This is a genomic window from Mesorhizobium sp. P2_E7 (genome assembly GCF_056403855.1).
On record NZ_JBFUER010000005.1, the window covers coordinates 206,265 to 230,720 of the forward strand.

At 64.1% G+C, this 24,456-nt stretch carries 18 protein-coding genes; 4 read left to right on the forward strand and 14 right to left on the reverse strand.

Going from position 1 to position 24,456, the window contains the following annotated elements; genetic code table 11:
* Positions 1-81 precede the first annotated feature (81 nt).
* Positions 82-3,930 (reverse strand): DUF7929 domain-containing protein, encoded by a 3,849-nt coding sequence (locus tag AC1DYC_RS23970; protein WP_477410272.1) that lies wholly within the window; start codon positions 3,928-3,930, stop codon positions 82-84.
* 10 nt (positions 3,931-3,940) lie between these two features.
* The gene (locus AC1DYC_RS23975) at positions 3,941-6,151 is read right to left on the reverse strand and encodes an NHL repeat-containing protein (protein WP_477410273.1); all 2,211 of its coding nucleotides are present in this window, start codon (positions 6,149-6,151) and stop codon (positions 3,941-3,943) included.
* A gap of 233 nt (positions 6,152-6,384) precedes the next feature.
* On the opposite strand from AC1DYC_RS23975, the gene AC1DYC_RS23980 reads away from it, so the two are divergent.
* Positions 6,385-7,977 (forward strand): ABC transporter substrate-binding protein, encoded by a 1,593-nt coding sequence (locus AC1DYC_RS23980; RefSeq protein WP_477410274.1) that lies wholly within the window; start codon positions 6,385-6,387, stop codon positions 7,975-7,977.
* Positions 7,978-7,983: 6 nt separating this feature from the next.
* Positions 7,984-8,844: a hypothetical protein gene (locus AC1DYC_RS23985; RefSeq protein ID WP_477410275.1), complete on the forward strand. Its 861-nt coding sequence runs from the start codon at positions 7,984-7,986 to the stop codon at positions 8,842-8,844.
* A 6-nt stretch (positions 8,845-8,850) separates the two neighbouring features.
* Here the strand turns inward: AC1DYC_RS23985 and AC1DYC_RS23990 are convergent, their stop codons facing one another.
* The 7 genes from AC1DYC_RS23990 to bcoG form a co-directional block, all read right to left on the reverse strand.
* Positions 8,851-9,786 carry an alpha/beta hydrolase gene (locus AC1DYC_RS23990; protein WP_477410276.1) on the reverse strand — a complete coding sequence of 312 codons (936 nt, stop codon included), beginning with the start codon at positions 9,784-9,786 and terminating at the stop codon, positions 8,851-8,853.
* 217 nt (positions 9,787-10,003) lie between these two features.
* Positions 10,004-10,786 (reverse strand): carnitinyl-CoA dehydratase, encoded by a 783-nt coding sequence (locus AC1DYC_RS23995; protein ID WP_477410277.1) that lies wholly within the window; start codon positions 10,784-10,786, stop codon positions 10,004-10,006.
* Positions 10,779-12,857 (reverse strand): acetate--CoA ligase family protein, encoded by a 2,079-nt coding sequence (locus AC1DYC_RS24000; RefSeq protein ID WP_477410278.1) that lies wholly within the window; start codon positions 12,855-12,857, stop codon positions 10,779-10,781. Before AC1DYC_RS24000 ends, AC1DYC_RS23995 begins: the two co-directional genes overlap by 8 nt.
* Before the next feature lie 68 nt (positions 12,858-12,925).
* On the reverse strand, positions 12,926-14,089 hold the full coding sequence (locus AC1DYC_RS24005; protein WP_477410279.1) for an acyl-CoA dehydrogenase family protein: 1,164 nt from the start codon (positions 14,087-14,089) through the stop codon (positions 12,926-12,928).
* Positions 14,090-14,093: 4 nt separating this feature from the next.
* Entirely contained in the window at positions 14,094-15,188 is a 1,095-nt protein-coding gene (locus AC1DYC_RS24010) for a carnitine 3-dehydrogenase (RefSeq protein ID WP_477410280.1), read from the reverse strand.
* Positions 15,189-15,190: 2 nt separating this feature from the next.
* A complete protein-coding gene (locus tag AC1DYC_RS24015; protein WP_477410281.1) occupies positions 15,191-15,817 on the reverse strand; it encodes an HD domain-containing protein in 627 nt (208 codons plus the stop codon).
* A gap of 14 nt (positions 15,818-15,831) precedes the next feature.
* Complete coding sequence (bcoG, locus tag AC1DYC_RS24020) at positions 15,832-16,755, reverse strand: 3-dehydrocarnitine:acetyl-CoA trimethylamine transferase BcoG (RefSeq protein ID WP_477410282.1); 924 nt, start codon at positions 16,753-16,755, stop codon at positions 15,832-15,834.
* A gap of 79 nt (positions 16,756-16,834) precedes the next feature.
* Here bcoG and AC1DYC_RS24025 point away from each other — a divergent pair, with 79 nt between their 5' ends.
* Complete coding sequence (locus AC1DYC_RS24025) at positions 16,835-17,815, forward strand: GlxA family transcriptional regulator (RefSeq protein ID WP_477410283.1); 981 nt, start codon at positions 16,835-16,837, stop codon at positions 17,813-17,815.
* 61 nt (positions 17,816-17,876) lie between these two features.
* On the opposite strand, the gene AC1DYC_RS24030 is transcribed toward AC1DYC_RS24025, so the two are convergent.
* From AC1DYC_RS24030 to xylA, 3 genes are all read right to left on the reverse strand, one after another.
* Positions 17,877-18,083 (reverse strand): hypothetical protein, encoded by a 207-nt coding sequence (locus tag AC1DYC_RS24030; protein WP_477410284.1) that lies wholly within the window; start codon positions 18,081-18,083, stop codon positions 17,877-17,879.
* A gap of 243 nt (positions 18,084-18,326) precedes the next feature.
* Positions 18,327-19,082, reverse strand: coding sequence for an SDR family oxidoreductase (locus tag AC1DYC_RS24035; RefSeq protein WP_477410544.1), 756 nt, complete (start codon positions 19,080-19,082; stop codon positions 18,327-18,329).
* 316 nt (positions 19,083-19,398) lie between these two features.
* Complete coding sequence (xylA, locus tag AC1DYC_RS24040) at positions 19,399-20,724, reverse strand: xylose isomerase (protein WP_477410285.1); 1,326 nt, start codon at positions 20,722-20,724, stop codon at positions 19,399-19,401.
* A 113-nt stretch (positions 20,725-20,837) separates the two neighbouring features.
* Here xylA and AC1DYC_RS24045 point away from each other — a divergent pair, with 113 nt between their 5' ends.
* Positions 20,838-21,200: a nuclear transport factor 2 family protein gene (locus AC1DYC_RS24045; RefSeq protein WP_477410286.1), complete on the forward strand. Its 363-nt coding sequence runs from the start codon at positions 20,838-20,840 to the stop codon at positions 21,198-21,200.
* Positions 21,201-21,397: 197 nt separating this feature from the next.
* On the opposite strand, the gene xylB is transcribed toward AC1DYC_RS24045, so the two are convergent.
* Both xylB and AC1DYC_RS24055 read right to left on the reverse strand, forming a co-directional pair.
* Positions 21,398-22,852, reverse strand: coding sequence for a xylulokinase (gene xylB, locus AC1DYC_RS24050; protein ID WP_477410287.1), 1,455 nt, complete (start codon positions 22,850-22,852; stop codon positions 21,398-21,400).
* Between the two features lie 82 nt (positions 22,853-22,934).
* Positions 22,935-24,257: a tetratricopeptide repeat protein gene (locus tag AC1DYC_RS24055; RefSeq protein ID WP_477410288.1), complete on the reverse strand. Its 1,323-nt coding sequence runs from the start codon at positions 24,255-24,257 to the stop codon at positions 22,935-22,937.
* Positions 24,258-24,456 lie beyond the last annotated feature (199 nt).

Consider the following 24,456-nt stretch of genomic DNA (forward strand, 5'->3'; position numbering starts at 1 on the left):
AGGGTCGACAACACTGCCGCCCGAAAGAAAAACCCCGCCGGATCGCTCCGGCGGGGTCTGCTTTTGGCTTGTATCCAGAACCTACGGTTTGAAGTTGGCCGTCGGATCCCTCTGCGGCTGTACCTGCTGCGGCTGCGTGCGCTTCGGCACCAACTGCTGGAGGATCCCCGGATTGAGCAACAGGCTCGGATCAAGCGATGGCTGTGGACGGACCGCCCGGCAGTTCGGGAACCGCCCGACCGTGCCTTCCGGGCAGCGCCGCCTGATCGGTTGGCACTGGCCGTTGATCATCACCGAGCCCGGGGCACATTCTTCCGGCTTCGGCCTCGGCTTGCGGCATGCACCATCGATCACCTGGGTGCCGCGCGGGCACACGCAATCGCCATTTCCGTTGTGGACCTGGCCGCGTATGTCGCACTGTTCCAGCACAGGCCGCTTCTTCCGGCAGGCACCGTCCCGCACCTCGGTACCCCGTGGGCAGACGCAATTGCCATTGGCCTCGTGAACCTGTCCACGGATGGAGCACTGCTCAGGCTTGGGCCGGATCGGCCGGCAGACCTTGCCCCTGACCTCGGTGCCGTCCGGGCAGACGCAATCGCCATTGGCGTTGTGTATCTGACCACGGATCGAGCACTGTTCAGGCTTCGGCCGGATCGGCCGGCAGGCTCCATTGCGCACCTCGGTACCACGCGGGCAGACACAATCGCCGTCGGCGTCATGAACCTGGCCGCGTATGGTGCACTGCTCGGGCTTCTGCTTGTCGCGCACGCAGGCATTTGCCTGTCGGTCGAGATGCGTGCCGTCCGGGCAGTAGCAGCCATTGCCGTCCGACGTCGGGACCGAACCGGGGATGGTGCAGCCCGGCTTGTCGATCTTGACGCAAGCGCCGTTCTCGAGCTCGGTTCCGCGCGGGCAGACACAGCGTCCGTCCTCGGTGCGGATCTGGCCCTTGAGCAGCACACAAGGCCTTGGCTTTGGCTCGACGATGACGCCACCGTCGGGCGAGCACTGGCCGTTGCGGAACGTGGTGCCTTCCGGGCACACGCACCGGCCGGCGTCGTTCATCACAAAGCCCGGCGAGCACTCCTTCTTCACCTCGCGCTTGATGGTGAAGGGATGGCAGGCATAGGCCTTACCGCGATCGCCCTGGATGTTGGTCTGATCGCCGGACAGCATGTCGCCGCCTTGCACCCTGGTATCAGGCGACAAGACACCGACGCAGTTCTGGCCGCTGACATTGCCCTGCAGATTGGCCAGGCGGCCGTCGTCGGGAAGGACCACAGTGACAGTGTGCACGTGGCTTTCCCCGGCGCCGATCGTCAGGTTGGCAATGCAGGACAGAGGCAGCGTCGCCGGTTCCGGCGAGCAGCCGAAGGGCGGTTCGATCGAGGTGATCTCAACGCCTTCCAGCCGGCCGAGCCCGTCCACGCCGACCGCATCGCCGATGCGGACCGGACCCGAGAATGGGGTCTGGCCGTCATTGGTGATGGTGATCTCGAACGAGCAGGGCTGTCCGGGATGGCACTCGGCATCGCCCGTCTTCTTGACGCTGATCGTGGGAGCGCCTCCGCCCTTGGCGCAGTCCTGGCCGAACGGGTAGACGACGTCGTCCCCCGGAGCCGGACCATACGAGCCGCGTGCGCAGTTCTCGAAGGCGCCATTGGCCGAGACCGTCACGTCGAAGTGCCTGGACGTTCCTGGCGTCATAACGGCGCCGGGAATCTGGCACGACAGCGCGTTGGCCGGAACCGCTCCGCAGGCCCATTCCGGGCCGTCGGGTGTGACGGTCTGGATCTGGACTGGCGCGCCGCCTGCTATCAGCGTGGCGGCATCGTTGACCCGCACCGGACCGGTGGGGGCAGCGGTGCCAAGGCTGATGATGGTGATGCGGCAGGAAACCACCGCTGCGCCGGCCAGCGAGCCGTTGCACACCTTGGTTATGCGCAAGGTTGGCTTGCCGCCATTGGGATGCCGGAAGCGTTCCTTGGCGCAGGCCTTGTTGTTGGTGAGGTCGACCTCACCGGGGACAGGCTTCAGCGCCGCGCAGTTTTCAACCGTATCCGACTGGTAGCCGGCCGGCATCACCGCCTTGACGACGATCGGCGTCGAGGCGCCCGGCATCAGCATGATGCCGGCATTGTCGCAGCGGAACTGGCCGGGGCCGTTCGGTCCGCATGTCCAGGGCGGAGACGGGCCGAAGGTCGAAGAGGCCGGCGCGCCGCCCGGGTAATTGTCGATGACCGTCAGCGGCCCATTATAGGGGACGCTGCCGTTGTTGATGATGTCGATCACGAAGTAGCAGATCCCGTCGGGCGTACAGACCGGAATGCGGGCACGCTTCTTCAGGATCAGGTCGACCTTCTTGTCGACCGGCGGCCGGCAGTCCGGGTTGCGATCGCCACGCCGGCAGATCGGGATCGAGGCGCAGCCGCGATCGTTCTGCTGGCTGCCGAACAGGGGCTTGCCGCTGGCGCCGTAATTGTAGGTGGCGCAGTTGCGCAGCACGCTGCCTTGCCAGCCTCCGTCCGGCTTGAAGCCGAGCTTGAGGTCAACGGAGGCGCCCGGATTGAGCGTGGTCACCGGATAGGTGCACGTCATCGGGGTCACGCCGGGCACGCAGACCCAGGGCGGATTGGGCCCTGAATCCAGCGTCGAGCCGGCCGGCAGCGTCACCTCGTCGAGCACGATCTTGCCGTGATAAGGCGCTCCGCCGACATTGGTGACCCGGATGGTGAAGTCGCAGCCGCCGCCCATCGTGCAACGTGTGACATCGGCGCGCTTTTCGACCTTGAGGTCCGGCTCCTTGTCGGGCGGACATCTGAGGTCACGCGGAATGACGATGTCGATGGTCTGCGTGCAGCACAGGCCCCAACCCTCCTTCGGGCCGGCATAGGTCTCGATGCCGGTGACGATGAGGTGGATGACGTCGCCGGGCGATGCGCCAATGATCTTCCAGTTGAGCACGCCGCCGCCCGCCGGCACCAACTGTGTGTCGGGGATGATGGTGATGCCGGGAGTGGTCGTCGACACCTGCACCCACTTGCCGCCCATCTCCGGGCCGACAGGCATGTGATAGATGAAGGCGCCGCCGCCGGGCACGCAATCGACCGTGCCGCGCTCCACCTTGAAGCATTCCCGGTCGGGAGGCGGAGGCCGCTTGTCGCAGTTGGTGAGGTCGATCTTGATCGAGGTCTTCACACCGGTCTTGTAGTCGCCATCGTCGGGCTTGCCCGGATCCTGCGACGGGATGATGGTCCCGGTGCCGGCTCCATTTGTAATCTTGATCAGGCCCTGATTGTCGATGACCGTCGGCGAGGGAAACGCCGCATGGTCGATCTTGGCCGTGATCTGGAAGTTGATGACGCGTTCATTGGCGGCGCCTGCGCCGTCGAGATCGGCGGCGGAGAGCCGGAAATCGGACACGGTTGCCGTGTCGTTCGGATCGGCCGAGGTGCTGATCGAAACGCCGGGCAGCGGGCCGCCCGCAGCGTCCGTGCCGTCGCCCGAGACATGCGCGCTGACGATCGACAGGCCGTGCGGAAGCTGGTCCTTGAAGTCGATCTTGAGCTTCTTCAACAGGGCAATCATGCCCGGGTCGGCAAAGCTTTGCGCACCCCCGCGCAGGCCGAAGCTCAGGGAGTAGACGACGTAGTCGCAGCTCCGCTGGGTGCCTTTCTTGGTGAAGAACGGCACGACCCGTTCCGGCCTCGGAGTGATGATTTTCGAGTTGTCGAGGTCGAGCCGCAGTTCCGGCGTGATCGGAACGGCATCTTCCGCGTGGCTTGCCACAGGGGTGTACATGGCGACCGCGATACCGGCCGCCATCAGCCAGCGCGCGCCGCGCCTGGCGTATGACAGGGGTCTCATAATGGTCTCCATGACGGTTTTCTGGTTGCGTGTTGCGGTTGGGGAAAGTGCAAGATTTTTCATCTTTCCCTCCTCAACGTTCGCAGCTGACGGCTGGGGTTCTGAGCGGCAAAGTCATCTTGCAGCAAGGGTAGTAGCCACCCTTGTCCTTGTCGGATTGCCTGTAGAAGCAAAGCCCGACATCGACTCTGTCGCCCGGATAGTGGCCGGTGATGTCGATCGTGTAAGGCTTGCCGGGCGCGTGCGACTGGAGTGATGTCACCCCGACGCCTGGCGTCCTGGACTGGGCCTTGATCGAATCGCCGCCGAAGCCGGCGTGGTCATGGAGATAGAGGTCGGCCTGGAGGCCGCGAGGCGTGCAGTAGAACTGAACATCCTCGACATCGATGCATGGAGGCAGATCGCCGGGCGGTGGGAAGTCCGGCGGATAGAAGGGCGGCAGGTAACCGCCGGGGATCTCTTCATAGTAGCCGGCACGGCCTTCGCAGGGGTGCCAGACCTCGACGTCGCCGACATGGCCCTCCACTTCGGGGTCTTCGAAATAGCCGTCAAAATCGACGAACCATGAGCCGAAGGGCGGCACGTTGGCCGGCTTCACCAGCGGCGTCGGCGTTATCTGCACGCCGTGCACGGCAAGCGGCCCGCCAGCGACGAGCTGGTCGGCCAGTGTCGGGTTGTCGCGCAGTTTGTCGCCGGTGTTGACCAGCGTATCGGTGCACACGCCGGTGTTGAGATTGCCTTCGGCGTCGTAGCCATATTGCAGGTCGAGGCCGCCGGCCGACTGCCGGTTGCCTTGCGGGAAGCCGACCGCATATTCCTGCGGCTCTTCCACCCATTCGGATTCCGTCGCCGGATCGTCGGGGTTTTCGCGCCAGTAGCGAATGACCTCGCCTTTGCCGGAATCGGCGAACTGGCTGTAATCATAGCGGTTTTCCACCGGGCCGCGCTGCGCCAGGTACATGAAGCCTTGATTGTCGAAAGCGATGTCGGTGACGGCGTAGTCCTTGTCGGCCTTGACCGTCAGCTCCCAGCGCGGATCGCCGGCGAATGTGCCGTCGCGGGCAATACCCACCGACCAGATTTCAGACTTTTCGCCGACCGAATAGTAGACCCGGCCGCCATGATAGGCGACCGCCCAGACGCGGCGTTCATCCTGCGTGTAGCCCCAGGTGTCGGGGTCTTCGCTGTCGAAGGCGGCACCCTGAATGTCCATCACCGCGCCGTCGTCGGCGACGGGTGCCAGCCCATGCGCCGGCCGGCCGGCAACGCCATGGTCGAAGGTGTCGATGAGCGTGGCGTTGGCGTCAATGCGGTGGATGAGGCCGGTGTCGAGGTCGCTGGCGAAGAACTCGCGATGATTGCTGTCGAAAGTGACGTCGCCGATGCCGGGACCGCTGTTGGTGTCGATGTCGGCGAATTTGGAGACGGCACCGGTGATGCCGTCGATCTTCCAGATCGTGCCGGGACCGCCGCCGTTTTCGGTGCCGAACTGGCCGTCCATGAAGACGGCGCCGGCCGTGCCGCGGCGTTGCCGCTCGGGCCGGCCGTCGGAATCTTCGTCGGGGGTGACGATGCGAATGCCATGCAGCGAAGTGGCGCCGGCATAGAGGTTGGGGATGCCGGACGGGACGCCGTCGCGCACCCCGTCATCATAGGTGACGGCGAACACCTGGCCGATCTGCTCGGCCGTCACCTCGAAAGGCGGCGGCGTATAGACGAGCTGGCCGGAGGCCGGTCCGCCCAGCGCCGAAACGTCGAAAACGCGCAAGGTGGCGCGCGTCGTGTCGATGAAGGTTTCGTCGACCGGGTCGACGCCGGGTGGCAACCCTTCTTCAAAATTGGGAATGACGGTGCCGGAAAATCCGGTCACCGCCATCGAGCCGGGATAGATGATCCGGGTTTCCTGCGCCCGCGCAGCTGTGCCCAGCCAGAGCATGGCGCTCAGCACCAGCGCAAGCAAACCGCCGGCCAGATGGAGCGAACGACGCAAACCGCCGCTTGGAGATGGCATGGACGTGCCGTGATCGCAGGACATAAAACTCCCCCCGAAGTTTTCGGGAGGAACGTCCGGTCCGGCCGTGCGAATCAGGGCAAGGCGCGTCGTTCCGGCACGTTCGTCCCTGATCGAATTGTCTGCTTTCCTCATCCTCACGATACGCCTGCTCCTGCGCAGGGTCAACGGAATCAGCCGAAAGCCCAGCGCATCGACCCCGTCCCGAAGGCGGTGGTCGCGCTGAGCTCCCGTTGTTCCCGGAGACCTGCGAGTCTCTGGGGTCCTGGTCATTGGGGGCATCCTTTCCGGCCCCGCACCATGCGGCGCCTGAGCGTCAGTCGCAGGCGGAAGTGGAAAGGTTCATTCAAAACAGCGGCCGGGACTGTTTGCCATTTCACAGAAGCGGCGACTAATTCTTGTGTCAGGCAGCTCAGGATGGAAAACAACCCGGCGCGAAAGACCGGCCGGCTTACTTACTGTCGGTGCCTGGTTCTGCTAGCGTTATCCCAACCCTGGGGGGTATCATGACACGCAGGCACTTCGTTCTGTCACTGGCGGTGCTTTTTTTATGTGCGTTGCCGGTCCGTCAATCCCTGGCCAAGACCTTGGTCTACTGCACCGAGGTCAGTCCGGACACGTTCGATCCAGCGCTAGCCTCGGGCGCCCGCGACGCCTCGGCCACCGCTCTCTACAACCGCATGGTCGAGTTCGAGCCCGGCACCACCAAGGTGCGTCCAGGCCTTGCCGAGCGCTGGGAGATTTCCGACGACGGTCTCACCTACACATTCCACCTGCGGCATGGGGTGAAATTTCACAGCATCGAGGGCTTTACGCCTGGTCGCGACTTCAACGCCGACGATGTGCTGTTTACCTTCGACCGTCAGGCCAACGCGCAGAACCCGTTCAACAATTATGCCAAACGCCAGTACATCTATTTCGACGGCATTGGCATGGCAGGTCTCGTCGCCGGTTGGCGCAGGCTTGACGACTATACGGTGGTGCTGACGCTGAAGGCACCGCATGCGCCGATGCTTGCCGACCTGGCGATGGATTTCGCTTCGGTCGTCTCGAAGGAATATGCCGACAAGCTCGTCGCCGAGAAGCGGCTGCTCGATCTGGCGCTGAAGCCGGCTGGGACGGGTCCGTTCCAGCTTGTCGACTATCAGCAGGATGCGGTCATCCGCTACAAGGCCAATCCGGACTACTGGCGCGGCCGGCCGAAGATCGACGATCTCGTCTTCGCCATCACCGCCGATGCCAGCATTCGCATGGAAAAGCTGCGGGCCGGCGAATGCGATCTCATGCCCTATCCAAATCCGGCCGACCTCGAGGCGATCAAGGCGACGCCCGGCATCAAGGTCATGCGGCAGGAGGGGCTCAACACCGGATACCTCGCCTTCAACACCTTGCAGAAGCCTTTCGACGATCCGCGGGTGAGAAAGGCGATCGCCATGGCCATCGACACCCAGGCGCTGGTCGACGTCGTGTTCCGCGGCACCGGCGAAGTCGCACGCAATCCGCTGCCGCCGACCTCCTGGGCCTATGACAAGACAAGCCCCGATCATGTCTTTGACCCGGCTGCCGCCAGGCAGGCGCTCGCCGATGCCGGCATCAAGGACCTGCATATGAAGATCTGGGCCATGCCGGTGCAGCGCCCGTACAACCCCAACGCGCAGCGCATGGCTGAAATGATGCAGTCCGACCTGGCAAAGATCGGCGTCAGCGTCGACATCGTCACCTATGAGTGGACAGAATACCTTGCCCGCTCAAAGGCACGCGACCGCGACGGCGCCATGCTGTTCGGCTTTACCGGCGACAATGGCGACCCCGACAATTTCCTGTCGGTGCCGCTCGGTTGCGCCGGCGTCGGCACCACCAATCGCGCCAACTGGTGTTTCCCGGCCTTCGACGATCTGCTCAAGCAGGCAGCCGGGATCGCCGACGTTGCAGCCCGCGCGAAACTCTATGCGCAGGCGCAGACAATCTTCCGGGAGCAGATGCCGTGGGTCGTCATCGCCCACTCCGTGGTCTCGGTGCCGATGCGCGAACAGGTGACCGGCTATGTCATGGACCCGTTCGATCACCATGATTTCTCGGGCGTCGATATCAAGGAATAGCGGCTCGTGGCGGCCGATCTCGATGTCTATGTGGAGAGCCTGCGCAATTTCCGCCTGGTGCGGAGCTACAGCATTACGCAGTTGCTGCCCTACCTGGAACAGGCCGGGCTGAAAGTCCGCCTGCTGGACCGACCGGCCCGCCAGGATAGGGCGCCCGCGGCCCTGCTGCATATCGACCTGACCGTGGTCCCGCCACCCTACCGCGAGATCGGCCAACGTTACGAGCGCAGCATCAACGGCCGCGCGCTGTCCATCCACAGGTACCTCTATTCGACGCTGAGGCTAGAGGCCGGCGACAGCCATAAGGGGCCGGTCATCGTCAAGACCGTCCTCAACTCCAGGGGTCGGCCAGAGCAGCGCTGGTGGCAACACCGCAACGGCCTGACCCGGAGCGCGCACGCCATCCGCAAACTCTTCGACCCCGGCTATAAGGAACGACTGTGCCCGCCCTATCGCGTCTACCAGACGATCGGCGAGGTTCCGCAGGATGTATGGCGCAACGATCGGCTGATGGTCGAGAAATTCGCTTTCGAAACCCTCGATCTGCCGATCGTCAAGCACCGCTACATGTTCCTGCTCGGCGCCGAGATCAACATGCGGCAGGTCTATGACGACGTGCTGTGCGCCGGCTCAAAGATCCTGAGCAACGAGGTGGGCGGCGCCGTCCCGCCGGAGGTGCTGGCAGTGCGGCAGCGGCTCAACCTGGATTTCGGCGCCATCGACTATTTCATTGTCGATGGCAAAGGCGTTGTCGTGGATGCCAACAAAACCGTCGGCTCAAACCCTGAATGGCTGAAGAAGAACCGCTTTCGCCAAGAATTCAACGATCGCATGGCTGAGGCGCTGATCGCCTTTGTCCGCGGTTGAGCCGGATCACCAGGCCCAGTCGCCCTTGCCCAGCGCCGATACCGCCTCGACGATACGGCTGAAGGAGGCGCGCGCCCGGCCGACCGTGTGCCTGGCACGTAGGTAACCATGCACCAGCCCCGGCTCCTCGAACCAGGTGGCGCGGCCGCCTGCGGCGAGGACGCGGTCGCGGTAGGCCTCGCCGTCGGAGGACAGCGGGTCGCATTGCGCGGTGATCAGCACGGTTGGCGGCAGGTTGGTGAAATCGGTATCGGCGAGCGGCGACAAAGTGACGTCATCGGTGCCGTCAGCGCCGCCGGTGCGGATATCCTTGTAGAAGTCGAGGTCGCGCACCGTCAGCATCGGCGCTTCCGCATGCGTCACGTAGGAGCCCCTCGAGCGGTCGCCGCCGAGGCCGGGATAGATCAGCACCTGGCCGATCGGCTTTTTGGCATGACCTCGCGTTGCGTTGGCGACCGCGGCGCAGAGATTGCCGCCGGCGCTGTCCCCGCAGAGCAGAACAGGACGGTCATAGGTTCTGGCCGCCCATTCGAAGGCATGCAGTGCATCGTCGAAGGCGGCCGGGTGCAGATGCTCCGGCGCCAGCCGATAGTCGACGGAGACCACCTCGAAGCCCGTACGGGCGCACAATTCGGCGCAGACATCGTCATGGCTGTCGAGCCCACCGAGGATGAAGCCGCCACCATGGATGTAGAGCACCATCGCCGCCTCGTTCGGGGAACCGCTGCGATAGATGCGGATCGGGATATCGTGCGCGGCAATGATGGTCGTTTCCGCCGTCACGCCATCGGGATAGCCGGCAAAGAACTCGCGGCACATCCGGTCATAGATCGCGCGCTGCTGGGCAATGCTGTAGTCAATCGTGTCCGGCGGATAATAGGAATTGGTGCGCTCGATGAAGGCCCAGGTCTCGGCGTCGATGAGGGTTTTGTAGTCGGTCATGCTGGGAAAGCCGACTGCGAAGATCGAGCCCAGGCACCCCCCTCTGGCCTGCCGGCCATCTCCCCCTCAAGGGGGGAGATCGGATGTCGCGAAGGCTTTCGCCAATCGCCAACGTTCGTAGATGAGCGTTGATATCCGAGTTGCCAATCTCCCCCCTTGAGGGGGAGATGCCCGGAAGGGCAGAGGGGGGTGTGAAGGAACGCCATCGTCTGCGCGGCTATCTGCCCTTCCACACCGGATCGCGCTTCTCAGCAAACGCCCGGAACCCTTCCATGTTGTCCTCCGAGCCATAAAGCGCATCGACGGTCGCCAATTGCCGGCGCGTCACGCGGTTCATCGCATCCTGGAAGGTCAGCGCCTCAGCCACCCGCGCCGTCTCCTTGATCGCGGCGAACACCAGCGGCGGGCCGCTGGCCAGCAGCCTTGCGATCTCCCAGACGCGGTCTTCGAGCTTGTCCTTGGGCAGCACCTCGTTGACCAGGCCCCAGCGATGCGCTTCCGCGACATCCATCCAGCGGCCGGTGAGCAAAAGGTCCATGGCGACGTGGTAGGGAATGCGCTTCGGCAGTTTGATCGTCGCTGCGTCGGCCAATGTGCCGGCGCGGATTTCGGGCAGCGCGAAGGAGGAATGGTCAGAGGCGTAGATGAGATCGCAGGACAGCGCCAGCTCGAAGCCGCCGCCCACCGCCATGCCGTTGACGCAGGCGATGACTGGCTTGTTGAGGTCGCGCAGCTCCTGCAGGCCGGCAAAGCCGCCGACGCCATAGTCGCCGTCGACCGCGTCGCCGCCGGCGGCGGCCTTCAAATCCCAGCCGGCGCAGAAGAACTTGTCGCCGGCGGTCTTGACGATGGCGACGCGAAGCTCCGGATCGTCACGAAACGCCTTGAACGTCTCGCCCATCAGCCGCGACGTCTTCAGGTCGATAGCATTGGCCTTCGGCCGGTCGAGCGTGACCTCGAAGATGGTGCCCTCGCGGCGGGTCGAAATGACGTCAGACATTCTTCTTTTCTCCCAGCACCAGCAGCGCGTCGGCGATCCAGGCGCCCTTGCCCTCGGCGCAGACGATAAGCGGGTTGATGTCGAGTTCCTCGATCTCGCCGGCGTTCTTCTGGACGAAGTCGGCAATGCCGGCGATCGCCTCGATGGCGGCCGCGACATCGGACTTGGGCCGGCCGCGATAGCCTTCGAGCAACGGGAACAGCTTCAGGCGGCGCAACGCCGCCTCGATATCGTCACGCGTCGCCGGCAGCATCAGGGTGACGCTGTCGCGCAACAACTCGACCAGCACGCCGCCGGTGCCCAGTGTCATCACGGCGCCGAACATCGCGTCGCGGGTGAAGCCGACGATCAGTTCGGCGACGCCGTCGCGCACCATGCGCTCGACATAGAGGCCGGTGCCGAGCGGCAGAAGGTCATGCGCTGCGGTGCTGACCGATTCGGCGTCCTTGAGGTTCAACCTGACAGCGCCGACTTCCGACTTGTGGGTGACGCCGAGCGCCTTCAGCGCCACCGGGAAACCGAGCGCCATCGACGAAATCACGGCGTCGACCGCATTGGCGGCGCGTTCGCCCTTCGGCACCGGCAAGCCGGCCTTGATCAGCCGCTCCTTGGCTTCGGCCTCGTCAGGCGTCACATGGCCGCCTTCGGCAGCGCCGGCAGCCGATGTATCGATCGACTGCGCCTGCGGCTCGGCCCAGGCCCAGCCGATGAAGGCTGCCGCGCCGGCTGCGTCCATGGCCTCGGAAATGCCGAACAACGGCACCATGCCGCGCGCCATCAGCTCGGCGGTGTATTCCTCCGGCAGGTTCTCCGGCAGCGACGAGACGATCGCGCCATGCGCCTTGTTGGTCTTCAGCGCCGATTCGAAGGCGCGCAGCGTCGCCCACCAGTCGGTGACCGAGCAGCGGTCGGGACGCGGAAAATCAAGCACCAGCATGTTGAGGTCGAAGCCGCCCGACACCATGGCGGTGAAGGTGGCGGTCATCGCCGGCTCGTTGTTCCAGATGAAGGTGTGGTAGTCCAATGGGTTGGCGACAGCGACCAGCGGCCCGAGCGTCGATTTGACATGGGCGCGGTGCTTGCTGGTGAGCTCCGGGAAATTGACCCAGCGCCCTTCAGCGCTGTCGGCCATCACCGAGGCTTCGCCGCCGGAACAGCTCATCGACGATAGCCGGTAGCCGGGCAGCGGACCGGTGACGTGCAGCAGCTTCAGCGCCTCGATGAAGGCGGGTATGGAGTCGACGCGGGCAATGCCGAGTCGCCGCAGGAACGCGCCCGAGGCAGCATCCGAACCGGCGAGCGAAGCGGTGTGCGAGACCGTCGCCTGCCTCGCCTGTTCGGAGCGTCCGACCTTCATGGCGATGATCGGCTTCTTCAGCTCGCGCGCCCGTGCCGCCAGCTTCTCGAAGCCGGCTACCGAATCGAAGGCTTCGATGTGCAGGCCGAGCGAGGTGACACGATCGTCCTCGATCAGGCCGAGCGCCATTTCGGAGAGGCCGGTTTGCGCTTGGTTGCCTGCGGTCATCAGGAAGGCGATCGGCAGGCCGCGCTTCTGCATCGTCATGTTGATGGCGATGTTGGAGGACTGGGTGATGATGGCGACGCCCTTGGCGCCTTCTGGCAGCCTGATGCCGCCATGCTGGTCGGGCCACAGCAACGCGCCATCGGCATAGTTGATCAGACCATAGCAATTCGGGCCGATGATCGGCATCTGGCCGGCTGCCGCCACCAGTTCGGCCTGCAGCCGCTCGCCGTCGTCGTCATACGCCTCAGTCTCAAGAAAGCCTGCGGCAAAGCAGACGGCGCCGCCGGCGCCACGCTCGGCCAGCGCCTTGACGACCTCGATGGTCAGATGGCGGTTGACGCCGACAAAGGCAGCGTCGGGCGCAGCGGGAAGGTCTGCAACAGAACGATAGGCCTTGCGGCCGGCGACCTCGTCCTTGGTCGGATGCACCGGCCAGATTTCGCCGGCAAAGCCCATCTTGATCGATTGGGCAACGACGGCAGCGGCCTGCGCCCCGCCGAACACAGCAATCGACTTCGGGCGCAGGAGACGTTCGAGTTTATGCATGGCCATCTTTTCGTTTGAGCATGATCTTCTCCCCAAAAACCGGACCCCGGTTTGGGGGCCATACTGCTCTAAGCTCCGAACGGACGCAGCAGCGCCCGCGAAATAATATGTCGCTGAATCTCCGAAGTGCCTTCCCAGATGCGCTCGACGCGGGCGTCGCGCCAGATGCGCTCCAGCGGCAGGTCGTCCATCAGCCCCATGCCGCCATGGATCTGGATGGCTTCGTCGGCCACGTAAGCCAGCATTTCGGTCGCCTTCAGCTTGGCCATCGCCATGTCCTGATCGGTGACGGTGCCCTGATCGTACTTCCAGCCAGCTTCGAACACCATCAGGTCGGCGGCCTTCAATTCGGTCGCCATGTCGGCAAGCTTGAACGAAACGCCCTGGAACTTGCCGATCTGCTGGCCGAACTGCTGGCGCTGCGCGGAATATTCGATGGCATGGCTGAGCGCCCGCTCGGCCCGGCCGAGACAGGTGGCGCCGACCTGCAGGCGGGTGGCGCCGAGCCAGGAATTGGCGACCTCGAAGCCCTTGTGCACTTCGCCCAGAACCTGGCTTGCCGGCAGCCGGCAATCGTCGAATTCAAGGATGGCGTTGGTGTAGCCCCGATGCGAGACGTTGCGGTAACCGTCGCGCACCGTGAAACCCTTGGTGCCCTTGTCGACGAAGAAGGCGGTGATCTTCTTGCGCTTGCCACGCGGCGTTTCCTCCTCGCCCGAAGCCATGAAGCAGATCGCGAAATCGGCGAGATCGGCATGGGAGATGAAGTGCTTGGTGCCGTTGAGCACCCAGTCGTCACCATCCTGCACCGCGGTCGCCTTCATGCCACGCAAATCGGAGCCGGCGCCCGGCTCGGTCATCGCCAGGCAGTCCCATTTCTCGCCACGGATGCAAGGGAACAAGTATTTTTCGCGCTGCTCCGGCGTACCGGCCAGAAGGATGTTGGAAGGGCGCGCCACGCAGGTCCAGTGCAGCGCGTAATTGGCGCGACCGAGTTCCTTTTCGTAGAGCAGCCAGGTCACCGTATCGAGGCCGGCGCCGCCGACATCCGCCGGCATGTTGGCGGCATAGAGCCCGGCTTCGATCGCCTTGGCCTTGATCTCCTCGATCAGCTCGCGGCGCAGCACGCCGGTGCGCTCGACCTCACGCTCATGCGGGTAAAGCTCGTTCTCGACGAACGCACGCGTCGTCTCGACAATGAGCTTCTGTTCCTCCGACAGCCCGAAATCCATGGTCTTAGCCCTTCTTCTTTTTCTTCGGCTTCTCCGCCTTCTTCACCGGCTTCGAAGCCTTGGCCTTTTCGGCGGCCTTGGAAGCGGCCGGCTTCTTCGCCGCCAGCTTGGCCAATTGCTTGGTGTAGTCCTTGTGCAGCGCGCCGGCGCCCCAGCCCTTGCCTTTGTTCTGCTTCGACAGCGCGTCCATGATCGCGACCAGATTGTCGTCGCGGATCTTTTCCAGTTCGCGGATCGACAGACCATGCGCCTGGTCGTCCGACTGGGTGGCGATCAGATCGACCAGCTCGTCGTTGAACTCCGGCACGTCCATCAGCTTGGTCCACGGCCATTTCAGGCACGGTCCGAACTGCGCCATGAAGTGGCGCATGCCGGCTTCGCCGCCGGCGACGCGATAGACCTGGAACATGCCCATCTGCGCCCAGCGCAGGCCGAAGCCGTAGCGCATGATGTCGTCGAGTTCCTCGACCGTGCAGATGCCGTCCTTGATCAGCCACAGTGCCTCGCGCCACGCCGCTTCCAGCAGGCGGTCGCCGACAAAGGCCTCGATCTCCTTGCGGATGACGACAGGTTTCATGCCGATCGAGGCATAGATTTCCTTGGCGACCTCGATGGCTTCGGGGAACGTCTGTTCGCCGCCGACGATCTCGACCAGAGGCAGCAGATAGACCGGGTTGAAGGGATGTCCGACAACCAGCCGCTCCGGGTGCTTTTTCATCGCCACCTGCATGTCGGTCGGCTTGATGCCGGAGGTCGAGGAGCCGACAATGGCGTTGGCCGGCGCATAGAGGTCGATTTCGGCCAGCACGCGGTGTTTGAGGTCGAGCCGTTCCGGCACGCTTTCCTGGATAAAGTCGGCATCGGCCACCGCCTCGGCAATGGTCTTGGCGAAGGTCAGCTTGCCTTCCTTGGGCAGGCCGCCGGGAACCATCTGCTTGTAGGCGCGGCGCGCGCCCTTCATCACTTCAGAGACCTTGCGCGAGGCTTCCGGATCGGGATCGAAGATCGACACGTCGATGCCGTTGAGCAAAAGCCGCGCCACCCAGCCGGCGCCGATGACACCGCCGCCGATGGCGGCCGCCTTGTTGATGATGCTCATGGTCAGGCTCCGGTTCTTGTCTTGGCTGTTTCAGGGTCGATGAGAGGCACGCGCTCGCCGGTGCGGATCACGGAGGGGTCATAGGCCTTGCGGGCAAAGACCTCGAGCACGAAAGGCCGGAAGAAGTCGATCGGCAGCGTGTCGTAGTCGGGATCGAAGCTCGACTGATCCCAGCGTTCGCAGAACTGGTCGCAATCGTCGAAATAGGCATGGCCGGCGAAGCGGTCGCGGGCATGACGATTGCCGCCGAGATGATGGGCATAATAGAGGCGCTGGAAGTCGCCGTGCTTTTCCACCACCCAGGTGCATTGCTCGCGCACGAAGGGCTTCAGAATCGAGGCGGCGTATTCGTCGTGATTGTAGGGCGCATAGATGTCGCCGATGTCGTGCAGCAACGCGCAAGCGATCCAGTCGGTATCGGCGCCGTCACGCCAGGCCCGTGTCGCCGCCTGCAGCGAATGGCCGAGCCTTGTGATCTTGTAGCCGGACAGGCCCTCGTCGAGCTGCACCAGCGCGTCGAGCAACCGCTCGCCGGTCTTGGCGGCATAGTCGATTTCATGGGCGGTCAGGAACTCGTAATCGTCCCTGTCGCCATCCTTCATCGCGGTGAATTTGACGGTGTCAGGCATCGCCAACTCCCGCCTTAGGCCGCGGCTGCGATCGGCGCCCGTTTGGTCAGGTTGAGCTTCTTGCGCACTTCCTCCGGCCCGAGGATCCGGGCGCCGAGATTGGTGACGATGCTGGCAGCGCGCTCGACCAGCTGCGCATTGGTCGCCAGCACACCCTTGTCGAGCCACAGATTGTCTTCAAGCCCGACGCGGACATTGCCGCCGGCCAGAACCGCTGCTGCGGCATAGGCCATCTGGTTGCGGCCGATGGCGAAAGCCGACCAGTTCCAGCTCGACGGCACGTTGTTGACCATCGCCATAAAGGTGTTGAGGTCGTCCGGCGCGCCCCACGGCACGCCCATGCAGAGCTGCACCAGCGCGTCGGCGTTGAGCACTTTTTCCTCGACCAGTTGCTTGGCGAACCACAGATGGCCGGTGTCGAAGGCCTCGATCTCCGGCTTGACGCCCAGCGCCGTCATCATGCCGCCCATGGCGCGCAGCATGCCCGGCGTGTTGGTCATGACATAGTCGGCCTCGGCGAAGTTCATGGTGCCGCAATCGAGCGTGCAGATTTCCGGCAGGCACTGGCGCACATGTTCCATGCGGTTGGTGGCGCCGCCCATGTCGGTGCCTTTTCCATTGAGCGGCAACGGAGCTTCCGGCGAGCCGAACACCATGTCGCCGCCCATGCCGGCGGTGAGGTTCAGGATCACATCGACATTGGCGTCGCGGATACGCTCGGTCACTTCGCGGTAGAGATGGACGTCGCGGCGCGGCTTGCCGGTTTCGGGGTCGCGGACATGGCAGTGGACGATGGCAGCACCCGCCTTGGCAGCATCAATGGCCGAATCGGCGATCTGCTTGGGCGAGCGCGGCACATGCGGCGAGCGGTCCTGCGTGCCGCCGGAGCCGGTAACGGCACAGGTAATGAAGACCTCACGGTTCATCGCGAGCGGCATGGCAATTTCCTCCCAATCGTCAGAAGCCCTAACAATGATCCGACTTGCGGCGAACTGTTTTGCGATTTACGAAGCTTCCATGATCAAAAGCGAAAAACCAACCATCTTTCGCTCGGAACGCTCGCCGCTCAAGGTGACGCTGCTGGTGTTTTCCGGCTCGTCGATCATGTGTGTCGCCTCGGCCGTCGACCCGCTGCGGGCCGCCAACCGCATCTCGGGCGAGACGCTGTTCGATTTCAAACTGGTCTCGGTCACGGGGGAAGCGCCGGTCACGACATGCGGCCTGCCGGTGGCGGTCAGCGGCCGCTTCGATGCGGCCGAGCCGACCGACGTCCTTGTTGTCGTCGCCGGCTTCGGCACCCAGAACTATACGACATCGGCGCTGCTGTCAGGCTTGCGGCGGGCGGCCCGCGCGGCCCGCGCCTGTGGCGGCGTCGAGGCCGGCACCTGGCTGGTGGCACGCGCCGGCCTGCTGGAAGGGCGCAGCGCCACGACGCATTGGGAAGACATGGAGGATTTTTCCTCGGCTTTCCCGGGCGTCGATGTCCGCCCGGACCGCTATGTCATCGACGGGCCGGTCTTCACCTCCGGTGGGGCGTCGCCGACCTTCGACCTGATGCTGCATCTGATCCGCACCCGGCTCGGCATGGCCGTGGCGCTCGATGTCGCCAGCGTCTTCATCTACGATCAGGCGCGCGCCGCCACCGACGCGCAGCCGCTGGTCTCGCTCGGCCGGCTCGACGGCTACGACCCCCGGCTGGCGCAGGCCATCAGGCTGATGGAATCGCATGTCGACCAGCCGCTGACCATAGACGCGGTGGCAAAACGCGCCGGGGTGACGGCACGGACATTGGAAAGCATTTTCCGCAAATCGATCGGCGAGACGCCCGGCGCCTACTATCTCAGGCTGCGGCTGGGCGCGGCGCGGCGGCTGGTGGTCGACACAAGGATCGCCATGGCGGATATTGCCGGGCGGACGGGGTTCTCGTCCGCCGCGGCATTTTCCAGAGCGTTTTCAAGAGCGTTCGGCGAAGCGCCGGTGCGGCTCCGCCGAGGTTGATGCATGTCGCCCAAAAGTGTGTCGCGGTTTTGGGACAACGACATGCGCAGACAAAGAGAGGTCAGGCTGCGTTCTGTCGATCGCTGCCGGCGTCCATCTGCGAGCGCATGTGCCTCGCCAGACGGACTTCAAATCGGCTGCTGACAGCACGATCCCATTCGTTTTTCACCTTGTCGGTCGGCCGCGGCAGCGCCATCAGCCGGTCGATGATCGATCCGGTCTCGCCGGATGAGAGTAGGGCGTCGATTTCGCGTTCGTGTTGCATCATCGGTTCGCCTCCTTCCTTTTCACCCGCCACAACGCCATCCTTATACGAGCTTCGTGACGGCAGTTTGAAGGCAAGAGCGAGGTCATTGAGGGGCGGCCAAGGGCGAAACCTTGTCGTCGGACAGGGTCCTGCGCAAACCAATTCCGGGGGCGGCCGGGATATTATCCCGTCGCCCCTCAAGCAATACGAATCGGCTTCCGCCTCAGACGTAGCGGTTGACGAGTTCTGCCGGTCGTTTCGGATTCAGCCCTTGCGTTCCTGAAGGCTGTTGCCGCCATCGACCACCAGCAGGGCGCCGTTGACGTAGCTCGCACCTTCCGATGCCAGGAACACCACCGCTGCGGCAACCTCGTCCGGTCGCCCGGCCCGCGCCGGTGGCGTGTGCAGGGCAGCTTGCCGCTCCATTGCGCTCGACGAGCCCGTTTCGATCCAGCCGGGGGCCACGGCATTGACTGTCACGCCGCTTTTTGCCACTTCGAGCGCCAGCGTGCGCGTCAGGCCGACCATGCCGGCCTTGGCGGCGGAATAGGCTGCTGTGCCTTCGAAAGACACCAGGGGCCCGGTAACCGACGCCACATTGACGATGCGCCCATAGCCTGCCTCTACCATCGCCGGCAAAAACGCGCCGGTGACCAGGAATGCGGTCTTCAGGCTGACGTCGATCCCTTGGTCCCAGTCGGCCTCGGTCATGGCGAGAAACGCCTTATCGGCCGAGGGCGATGCCAGCGAACCCATGCCGGCATTGTTGACCAGGATGTCGACAGCGCCGACATCGGCCCGCAGCCGCGCGACTTCGGCCGCGATGGTGAGATCCGCGACCGCGGCTTTGGCATCGATGCCTTCGGCGCAAAGCTCAGCGGCACGATCGAGTACGCGCGCGCTGGCACCGTTCAGGAAAACGGCATGACCGGCAAGGCCGAGCTGCCACGCAATGGCAAAGCCGATGCCGTCAGCAGCACCCGCCCCGGTGATCAGCGCACGCTTGGTGGTAGAAGGCATGGTCAAATCAGACTCCGCTGGTTGCGCCGTCGCGGTCTACCACGCTCTTTGGCGACCGTGCTGCGAAGATTTGCTCTGCAACATTCCGCGCCGCTTGGCGTTCTCGAAATCCGAAGCCGGCCGCTCAGGGGTGTCCGCTCTGATGCCAGAATGCCGATTGCGCAGCCGTTCTGCAGCGTCCCATTCATCCAGTCGATCATGATCGCCGGGCGCCCCCGAGGTGCCTTCAAACGTTTCCTGCAGGACCTGCTTCGGGGGACATCCGCCGCGGCGGCTTTCAGCCATGCGCGGCGGATGTCGGTCCAGAGGTCAGGCTTCAGACGTAGCGGTTGACGATGTTTTCCAGCAGTTCCTGGCGACCGGATTTCGGCTGCGGCTCGATCTTCTTCTTGACAACGCGCTCGGCGATGTCTTCCAGCGTGCGCTTGCCCGACAGCATCGCCTTGGCTTCGGCCGAGTTCCAGCCGGCGTAGCGTTCGGCAAGCGGGCCCGACAGCGCCTTGTCCTCGACCATCTTCGCCGCAGCCTTGAGACCGCGCGCACAAGAATCCATGCCACCGATATGGCCGATCAGCAGGTCCTGCGGGTCGAGCGACTGGCGGCGCAGCTTGGCGTCGAAATTGGTGCCGCCGGTCTTGAAGCCACCGGCCTGCAGGACCTGGTAATAGGCCAGCGCCATTTCCGGCACGTTGTTGGGGAACTGGTCGGTGTCCCAGCCCGATTGGTAGTCGTTGCGGTTCATGTCGATCGAACCGAAGACGCCAAGCGCATTGGCCAGCGCCAGTTCATGCTCGAAGGAATGGCCGGCCAGGATGGCGTGGCCCTGCTCGATGTTGAGTTTTACCTCCTTCTCCAGCCCGAAGCGCTTGAGGAAGCCGTAGACGGTCGCGACATCGTAGTCGTACTGATGCTTGGTCGGCTCCTGCGGCTTCGGCTCGATCAGGATCGTGCCCTTGAAGCCGATCTTGTGCTTGTAGTCGACGACCAGGCTGAGGAAGCGGCCGGCCTGCTCCTGCTCGCGGGCAAGGTCGGTGTTGAGCAACGTCTCATAGCCCTCGCGCCCGCCCCACAGCACATAGTTCTCGCCCTTCAGCCGCTTGGTGACGTCGATGCAGCTCTTCACCGTCGCCGCCGCATAGGCAAACACATCGGGATCTGGATTGGTGGCGGCGCCCGACATGAAGCGGCGGTTGGAGAACAGGTTCGCCGTGCCCCAGAGCAGCTTGACGCCGGTCTTCTTCATCTTGGCCGCGAAATAGTCGGCGATCTCGTCGAGCCGCGCGGCACTTTCGGAGAAATCCTTGCCTTCCGGGCGCACATCCGCGTCGTGGAAGCAGAAATAGGGCGCGCCAAGCAGCGAGAACATCTCGAAGGCGACGTCGGCCTTGAGCTTCGCCAGTTCCATCGTGTCGACGCCGCCCGCCTTGGGAAACCAGGGACGGTCGAAAGTCTGGCCACCAAAGGGATCGCCGCCCGGCCAGGCGAAGGAATGCCAATAGGCGACGGCAAAGCGCAGATGGTCTTCCAGCCGCTTGCCGGCGACGACCTCATCCGGGTTGTAGAAGCGGTAGGCCAGCGGATTGGTCGAATCCGGCCCCTCATACTTGATTGCTTTGATGTCGCCGAAAAATCCGCTGCTCATGATTTCTGTCCTCTCTCGAATAGTTCGCCCTGATTACCTCAGGCGTAATTGGTTTCGCTCTCGCTCGGGGTGAAAAGGCTCGTGTCAAAGCCACTCAACGAAGGAGACAGACCATGACCGACCTCAACAAAATCGCCGAAGGCTACATCACCGCCTGGAACGAGGCCGATGCGGGTCGCCGCGCCGACCTGATCAAGGCAACCTTCACCGAAGACGTCAGCTACCGCGATCCGCTCATGCAGGGCGACGGCCATGCGGGCGTGGCCGCCCTCATCGATGGCGTGCAGCAGCGCTTCGCCGGCTTCCGGTTCTCGCTGAAGGGTCAGCCGGACGGATTTGGCGACACAATCCGCTTCTCGTGGAATCTTGGGCCGGAGGGTATTCCGTCGGTTATCGAAGGCACCGATTTCGGCGTTATCGAGAATGGGCGGCTGAAGAGCGTCACCGGGTTTCTCGACAAGGTGCCGGCGCAGTGAGGTCAACTTGGCAAGGGTGGTGTGAGGCACCCCCCTCTGGCCTGCCGGCCATCTCCCCCTCAAGGGGGGAGATTGGCTGTCATCTATGCCTTCGCCAATCTCCAACGCTGCAATAGTGAGCGAGGCGCCCAAGTTGCTAATCTCCCCCCTTGTGGGGGAGATGCTCGGTAGGGCAGAGGGGGGTGCCTCGCGCATACTCACGCGGTTACGGCCTTGATGGCGGGATACAGTGCCCGGTAGCGCCTATAGGCATCCGCATAGGCACCGCTCAAGGCTGCTTCCGGTTCGATCGTGGCATCCGTCTTCGGCGCCGTGCACACGCTGAGCGGATTGGCTCCGGTTGCAGCAATCAGCCCAAGCCTCGCCGCACCAAATGCAGCACCGAAATCACCATCTGCCGGAATATCCACCGGCACCTGCAGCGCCGTGGCAATTGCCTTCAGCCAATAACGCGAGCGCGAGCCGCCGCCGATCGCGGTTACCCGCGTCAAGGTCGTTCCCGCTGTCTTCAAGGCTTCAAGACTGTCACGGAAGGCGAAGGCGACACCTTCAAGCACCGCCTGCGTCAGCACCGCGCGGCTCGATTCATGCGCCAGGCCAGTGAAGGAGCCGCGGATGGCGGAATCATTGTGCGGCGTGCGCTCGCCCGAGAGGTAGGGCAGGAACGACACCCCGCTCGGCGCTTTCAGCGTCTCGCCGAGCTCGGCGGTCAATTCGCCGGCCTTCTTGCCTGATATCTCCGACAGCCAGTTCAACGAATCGGTCGCCGACAGGATGACGCCCATCTGGTGCCAGGTGTTGGGCAGAGCGTGGCAGAAGGTGTGCACCGCGCTGGCCGGATTGGGCAGATAGGACGCGTTGGCGGCGAACAGGACGCCAGACGTGCCAAGCGAAACGAAGGCATGACCGGCGCCGACCGTGCCCATGCCGCAGGCGGACGCCGCATTGTCGCCAGCGCCGCCAGCGATCGGAATGCCCGCCTGCACGCCCCATTTCGAGGCGAGATCGGTGCGCAAGGCCCCGGCCTTTTCCGTGCCTTCGACCAGCGACGGCATCTGCGTCTCGTCGAGCGAGGTCGCGGCGAGCAGTTCCGGCGACCAGCGCCGCTTGCCGACATCGAGCCAGGAGGTGCCGGCCGAGTCGGACATTTCGGAGATATGCTCGCCGGTCAGCCAGAACCGTAGGAAATCCTTGGGCAGCAGCACCTTCGCCACCTTGGCGAAGACAGCCGGCTCGTTGTTCTTCACCCATGCCAGCTTCGGCGCGGTGAAGCCGGGGAAGACGATGTTGCCGGTCAGCTTGCGGAAGCGCGGGTCGGCATCGAGCGCGGCCGCCTCGGCATGGCTGCGCGTATCGTTCCACAATATGCAAGGGCGCAGCACCTGGTCGCCGGCGTCGAGCAAGGTGGCGCCGTGCATGTGGCCGGAGAGGCCGATGCCTTTTACCGCGGCAAGCTCTTTCGGGTGCGAGGCTTTCAGCTCTGCAATGGCGGTCTCGCAGGCGCGGATCCAGTCGGCTGGGTTCTGCTCGGACCAGCCGGGGTGCGGCCGCGAGACGTCAAGCGAAGCATGGCCGGAGCCGATGACGGTTTGCCCGGCATCGATCAACAGCGCCTTGACGCCCGACGTGCCTAGATCGAGGCCGAGATACATGCATTCCTCCCATTGCCATTAATTTTTTCGGGTCTCGAAAAAATCTGGCTTGGCCAGTTTTTAAAACAAGATCAGCTGCGGGTCAATTCTCTGACAAATTGGCGGCGCGCCGCGAAAACAGCGCTGACAGCGGACTGTCCGGACGGGCCAGCTGGCGCTCTGCCGTCAAGGCGCGTGCAAGCCCTGTGTCGCCCGCCCGCAGCGCCGCCTCGACCAGCGTCAGGTCGATCACGTCGCGCTGTGCATGGCTGCCGCCGAAGCGATGAGCAATCGAACGAATTGGCCGGATCAGGCGCACCGCCTCGTTGTAGTTGCCGTCGCCAAAGGCCTTGATCGCCAGCGTCAACGGATGGCCGACATCCCTGGTGAAGGCAGCGTTGTCGTCGCTGCCGCGCATCGCCTCGCGCTGCGCCTCCAGCAAAGTCTTGGCTGGCGCTTCGAGCCCCGCTCCGACAAAGGCCATCATCGCATGGGCGTCGTTGAAGGCGTAATTGCCGGCACCGACCTTGGGCCAGTTGGCGGCGAGCGCTACCCAGCGGTCGCCGACATCGACGCCGCCGAGATGAAGCCGCCACAGGATCGCCGAGGCATCGACCATATTGAGCGCCATCGTCGAGGGCGTGCCGTAGATCGGCCCGTCATACAGGGCCAACACCTCTTCGGCCTCGCCGAGATCGTAGTGGAACAGCGCCAAATGCCACCAATTGTGCACCTGCAGGAAGCTGTCCCTTGTCCACGCCTCGGGATTGGTCCGCATCCAGGCAATGCCGTCCTTTTGCCGGCTTTGCATTTCCATGACATGGGCGACAGCATGCTGCGCCCAGCCGTCGCGCGGCTCGATGTCGACCGCCTGCCGGCCCAGTCGCTCGGCGCGCGTATAATCGCCCATTTCCTCCAGTCCGAAAGCCTGCATGCCGAGAATGGCGTGGTAGCCGGACATGCCGCTTTTCCACGACGGCAGCGCTCGGCCGATGCGATCGCGCAGCATGCGGGCGTTGCCGGTGAAGAAGTCGACCTGGTGCCCGGTCTGCAGTGCCACCGCGTCGAGCGGGAAGTCGATGGCGATATCTTCAAGCAAGCGCGAGGCCTCGTGCCAACGGCCGGCGGCGAGATGGCCAAGGGCCGCGACATGCGCCTGCTCGCGGGCTGTGGCGGCAAGCGGTAGTGCCGTTTCGTGGCATGCCTTGGCCACCGCTGTTGCCTCGCGCTCGGTGGCGAGGCCGAACAGATAGCCCTTGAACACATGCGCCATGACGAAGCCCGGGTCGGCCGCAATGGCGCGATCGACGGAAGCGACGGGATCGCCGATGAAGCATTGCAATTCACGGACAGCCTGGCTGTAGGGCGTGAAGCCGGCCTCCGTCGCGCCCGATAAGGTCAGGCCGAATGCATCCCTGACTGCCATGCCCGGCCCTCCGGTGATCATAAAATTCCAGCTGCGCGGCCGATCCTAGAGCATCGGAAGCGGGTGCGCCAAGCGAAGTCTGGACCAATCAATACCGGAGTCCAGTCCAACTAGTTTCGCAGTTCATCAACCATGAGGCACAGAATAGGCTTTGTAAAATCTGGCGGATTGTGTCTTCATTGCGGCGCCGGGCGGGGAG